General features: G+C 70.5%; 4 protein-coding genes. All 4 read right to left on the bottom strand.

Annotated features, from left to right (window positions below; all coding sequences use genetic code 11):
- Positions 1-213 precede the first annotated feature (213 nt).
- The 4 genes from HYE82_RS34925 to HYE82_RS34910 are packed head-to-tail and all read right to left on the bottom strand — an operon-like array spanning position 214 to position 3,446.
- Positions 214-576, bottom strand: a complete 363-nt coding sequence (locus tag HYE82_RS34925; protein WP_179178245.1) for an MmcQ/YjbR family DNA-binding protein — start codon at positions 574-576, stop codon at positions 214-216.
- Positions 573-1,883, bottom strand: a complete 1,311-nt coding sequence (locus tag HYE82_RS34920) for a hemolysin family protein (protein WP_179178244.1) — start codon at positions 1,881-1,883, stop codon at positions 573-575. The genes HYE82_RS34925 and HYE82_RS34920 overlap by 4 nt, the downstream gene beginning before the upstream one ends.
- A complete protein-coding gene (ybeY, locus tag HYE82_RS34915) occupies positions 1,880-2,377 on the bottom strand; it encodes an rRNA maturation RNase YbeY (protein WP_179178243.1) in 498 nt (165 codons plus the stop codon). Before ybeY ends, HYE82_RS34920 begins: the two co-directional genes overlap by 4 nt.
- A gap of 13 nt (positions 2,378-2,390) precedes the next feature.
- Positions 2,391-3,446, bottom strand: a complete 1,056-nt coding sequence (locus HYE82_RS34910) for a PhoH family protein (protein WP_179178242.1) — start codon at positions 3,444-3,446, stop codon at positions 2,391-2,393.
- Positions 3,447-3,731: the final 285 nt, after the last annotated feature.

Here is a 3,731-nt window from a genome sequence, read left to right as displayed (position 1 = left end):
CGCCGAGGCGCGCTCCCCTCCATCCCCCGCATGTCCCCCCGGTCGCTCCCGTCTCAGGGATTGGCCTGGACCAACATAAGGGCAGGTGAGGGCAATGGCTCCTGCCGAACGCCCCGGAAAACAGTGACGTTCATCCCACGCCCCCCGCGGCCCACCGGGCGGGCAGGACAGGGCAGGGCAGGATCCCGCCGGACGAGCGGGGAGCCGGTCGGCTCAGGGCCGGTCCAGGCGCAGCCGCTCCACCCTCGGCAGGCCCGCGACCACCAGGTCGTAGCTGTCCTCGACGAGCTCCCGGACCATCGCGGCGGGCAGGGCGCCGGGTCCGCCCACCGTCACCGTGTTCCAGTGCCGCTTGTTCATGTGCCAGCCCGGCACGACCGCCTCGTACTCGGCGCGCAGCCGCACCGCCAGCTCGGGCTCGCACTTGAGGTTCACCTTCAGCGGCTCCGCATCGAGCGACGACAGCGCGAACACCTTCCCCGACACCTTGAACACCGAGGTCTCGGGGTTGAAGGGGAACTCCTCCACCGCCGCGTTGAAACCCAGGCACAGCTCGCGCAGTTCCGCAGGGGTCATTCCCCTTCCTCCCCCTCGCCCCCGGCCTGCGCCGGGGCCACCGGCTCCACGAGCACGGTCACGATCTTGTTCCGGCGGCCGGCCGGCGCCTCGGCCGTCAGCCGCAGAGGCCGCCCGTCGGGCAGCTCGACCAGCGCCGAGGCGCCTGCGATCGGCACCCGGCCGAGGGCCTTGGCCAGCAGTCCGCCGACCGTCTCCACGTCCTCGTCGTCGAAGGCCTCGACCTTGAACAGCTCGCCGAGGTCGGTGATGTCGAGCCGGGCCGTGACCCGGTAGCGGTCCTCGCCGAGCTCCTCGACGGGCGGGATCTCCCGGTCGTACTCGTCGGTGATCTCGCCGACGATCTCCTCCAGGATGTCCTCGATGGTGACGATGCCCGCCGTGCCGCCGTACTCGTCGATGACGACCGCGACGTGGTTGCGCACCTGCTGCATCTCGCGCAGCAGGTCGCCCGCGTTCTTGGTGTCCGGTACGAACGCCGCCGGCCGCATGGCCGTGGAGACCAGATCGGACTCCGCGTCACGGCTGATGTGCGTCTTGCGGACCAGGTCCTTCAGGTACACGATGCCGACGATGTCGTCCTCGTTCTCGCCGGTCACCGGGATGCGCGAGAAGCCCGAGCGCAGCGCGAGCGTGGTCGCCTGGCGGATCGTCTTGTACCGCTCGATGCAGACCAGGTCGGTCCGCGGCACCATCACCTCGCGCACCAGGGTGTCGCCCAGCTCGAAGACCTGGTGCACCATCCGGCGCTCCTCGTCCTCGATCAGCGACTCCTTCTCCGCCAGGTCGACCATGGCGCGCAGCTCGGCCTCCGAGGCGAACGGGCCCTTGCGGAACCCCTTGCCGGGGGTGAGGGCGTTGCCGAGGAGGATCAGCAGCTGCGGGACGGGCCCCATGACGCGGGCGAGCGGCACCAGGACGTAGGCGGCGGCCGTCGCCGTGCCGAGCGGGTGCTGGCGACCGATGGTGCGCGGCGACACACCGACGGCCACGAAGGAGACCAGCACCATCACGGCGATCGCGGTGAGCAGCGCCTTCCAGTTCTCGCCGAGCGCGTCGAGGCAGACGTACGTGACGAGCACCCCCGCCGCCATCTCGCAGGTCACCCGCACCAGCAGGGCGACGTTGAGGTAGCGGGTGGTGTCCCGGGCGACCTGGAGCAGCTTCTCGCTGCCGCGCCGGCCCTCCCGTACGGCCTGCTCGGCGCGGAAGCTGGACACCCGGGCGAGGCCGGACTCCGCGCAGGCCGCGAACCAGGCGACCACCACCAGCAGGACCGCCCCGGTGATCAGTTGCGGGGCGGTCACGAGACGGTCGGGGCCGGGGACGGGCCCGTCAGGCCCCGCTCGCTGCGCCAGCCGTCGACGATGGCCGCCTGGAGGCCGAACATCTCGGCCTTCTCGTCCGGCTCCTCGTGGTCGTAGCCCAGCAGGTGCAGCACCCCGTGGACGGTCAGGAGCTGGAGCTCCTCGTCCATGGAGTGCCGCGTCGGGGCGTCCTCGCCCTGCTTCTTCGCCACCTCGGGGCAGAGCACGATGTCACCGAGGAGCCCCTGCGGGGGCTCCTCGTCGTCCTTGGCCGGCGGACGGAGCTCGTCCATCGGGAAGGACATGACGTCGGTGGGTCCGGGCAGGTCCATCCACTGGATGTGGAGCTGCTCCATGGCGTCCTCGTCGACGACGATGACGGACAGCTCGGACAGGGGGTGGATCCGCATGCGGGTGAGCGCGTAGCGGGCGATGTCGAGGATCGCCCGCTCGTCGACCTCGGTTCCGGACTCGTTGTTGACGTCGATCGACATGGTGCGCTGGGTTCTACTTCCGCTGGGTGCCGTTCCGGGCCGGCCGGGGTTCCCGGTCCGCCTGGCTGTCGTCGTACTTCTCGTACGCATCGACGATACGGCCGACCAGCCTGTGCCGGACCACATCCTCGGACGTGAGCCGCGAGAAGTGGATGTCCGGGACCCCCTCCAGGATCGACTGGACCTGGCGCAGACCGGACCTGTTGCCGCCGGGGAGGTCGACCTGGGTGATGTCACCGGTGACGACGATCTTCGAGTCGAAGCCGAGCCGGGTCAGGAACATCTTCATCTGCTCCGGGCTCGTGTTCTGCGCCTCGTCGAGGACCACGAAGGCATCGTTCAAGGTGCGCCCCCTCATGTATGCGAGGGGGGCGACCTCGATCGTTCCGTTGGCCATCAGCCGGGGGATCGAGTCCGGGTCGAGCATGTCGTGCAGTGCGTCGTACAGCGGGCGCAGGTACGGGTCGATCTTGTCGAAGAGCGTGCCGGGCAGGAAGCCGAGCCGCTCTCCGGCCTCGACGGCCGGGCGGGTCAGGATGATCCGGCTGACCTGCTTGGACTGCAGGGCCTGGACCGCCTTGGCCATGGCGAGGTAGGTCTTGCCGGTACCGGCGGGGCCGATGCCGAAGACGATCGTGTGCTTGTCGATCGCGTCGACGTACCGCTTCTGGTTCAGGGTCTTGGGGCGGATGGTGCGGCCGCGGCTGGAGAGGATGTTCTGCGTGAGCACCTCGGCAGGGGTCTCCTGCGGGCCGTTGCCGTTGTCGCTGGCCCTGAGCATGGCGATCGAGCGTTCCACTGCGTCCTCCGTCATCGGCTGCCCGGTGCGGAGCACGAGCATCATCTCGTCGAACAGGCGCTGTATCAGGCGGACTTCCGCCGCTTCGCCGATCGCGCTGACCTGGTTGTCCCGAACATGGATGTCGGCCTTCGGGAAGGCCTTCTCGATCACACGCAGCAGGGCGTCACCGGGGCCGAGCACCGCCACCATCGGGTGGCTTGCCGGAACGGTGAAGTGGGCTCGCGCCTGTCCCTGCGCCGGGGTGTGAGGTGTCGGTGTCTGAGTCATGGGCCGGCACTGTGGCCTGCACATACCTCCCGTTGAGGGGCCGCGCCGATCGACGACCTCCGGAATATCAAGGGTACGTCGCCGCGGCGGCTGCACCGAGGGGTTTTCCCGCGGCCCCACCGCCCTGCGACCGGGCGGCACGGGCCTGGTGCACCGGGCGGCACGGGCCGGGTGCACCGGGCGGCACGGGCCCGGTGCACCGGGTGCGGGGTCCCGGCCGCCCGGGCCGATGCCCTGAGTCCGGGGTCGCCCGGGGTGCCGGGGCCGGGGGTGCCCGGGCCGGGG

The organism is Streptomyces sp. BR123, assembly GCF_013401435.1.
Taxonomy (GTDB): Bacteria; Actinomycetota; Actinomycetes; order Streptomycetales; family Streptomycetaceae; genus Streptomyces.
Note: the sequence above shows the minus strand (reverse complement) of the source record. Positions and strands in the feature narration are given on the sequence as shown.